Consider the following 801-nt stretch of genomic DNA (forward strand, 5'->3'; position numbering starts at 1 on the left):
GGGGACGTCACGGAGTGCTCCGGGCCACCGAGGCCTTCAGGACCTGGCGCACGCGCTTGGCCAGCTCCTCCGGCGTGAAGGGCTTGCCCAGGTAGCCGTTGGCGCCGGCCTCCTCCGCGTAGGCCTTGTCCTCCGGCAGGTTGCGCGCGCTCACCATCAGCACGGGCACGTTCGCGATGGCCGGCGTGCGGCGGATGTGCTCGCAGACGTCGTAGCCGGACACGTCCGGCAGCGTCAGGTCCAGGCACACCAGGTCCGGCTTCTCCGGGCCCTGCAGGTACTCCATGGCGGACTTGCCGTTGGGCTTCTCCACCACGTTCTTCACGCCCAGGTCGCGGAGCATGTCGCCCAGCATGGCGCGGAACATCGGTGAGTCCTCCACCAGGAGGACCGTGAGCTGTTGGAGCTCCATCACGTCGAACGCCTTTCCTTCCCTCACCCGAACCCGTACCTGGGCACGAGCACGAGCACGCCGTATGCGTACGCGATGTTGAAGAGGGCCACCCACAAAATGGCCTTCTTCATCCCCCGCCAGGGATGCACGTCGCGCGCGGCCGCTCCGGGCAGCGCGACGGTTGCAATGAGGACGGACAGGAGGATGAGCTTCGCCATGTCGGGAGCCTCAGAGGATACCAGTTTGCCGCACCGACAGTCCCAGCGTCGCGGACCACACCATGCGGGCCGCCTCCACGTCGGGCGAGCGAGTCCACGCGGTCCGCGTGTCCGCCTCCAGTGACACCCACCGTGACACTGTCCAGCTGGCTCCCACACCGCCCACCACCTGCCGGTCCCCCACCGCGC

3 protein-coding genes are annotated in these 801 nt (G+C 68.4%); all 3 read right to left on the minus strand.

Going from position 1 to position 801, the window contains the following annotated elements:
- Window positions 1-7: 7 nt before the first annotated feature.
- The 3 genes from epsW to D7V93_RS47895 are packed head-to-tail and all read right to left on the minus strand — an operon-like array spanning window position 8 to window position 796.
- On the minus strand, window positions 8-412 hold the full coding sequence (epsW, locus tag D7V93_RS43680) for an exopolysaccharide biosynthesis response regulator EpsW (protein WP_120648733.1): 405 nt from the start codon (window positions 410-412) through the stop codon (window positions 8-10).
- Window positions 413-435: 23 nt separating this feature from the next.
- Window positions 436-612, minus strand: a complete 177-nt coding sequence (locus tag D7V93_RS46010; RefSeq protein WP_167509560.1) for a hypothetical protein — start codon at window positions 610-612, stop codon at window positions 436-438.
- Between the two features lie 10 nt (window positions 613-622).
- Window positions 623-796 (minus strand): hypothetical protein, encoded by a 174-nt coding sequence (locus D7V93_RS47895; protein ID WP_504739606.1) that lies wholly within the window; start codon window positions 794-796, stop codon window positions 623-625.
- Between the last annotated feature and the right edge of the window lie 5 nt (window positions 797-801).

Source organism: Corallococcus llansteffanensis (assembly GCF_003612055.1).
GTDB lineage: Bacteria > Myxococcota > Myxococcia > Myxococcales > Myxococcaceae > Corallococcus > Corallococcus llansteffanensis.

Bases quoted from the DNA above. Each gene is read 5' to 3' on its own strand.
- epsW (WP_120648733.1), bottom strand. From the start codon at position 412: ATGGAGCTCCAACAGCTCACGGTCCTCCTGGTGGAGGACTCACCGATG.
- D7V93_RS46010 (WP_167509560.1), bottom strand. From the start codon at position 612: ATGGCGAAGCTCATCCTCCTGTCCGTCCTCATTGCAACCGTCGCGCTG.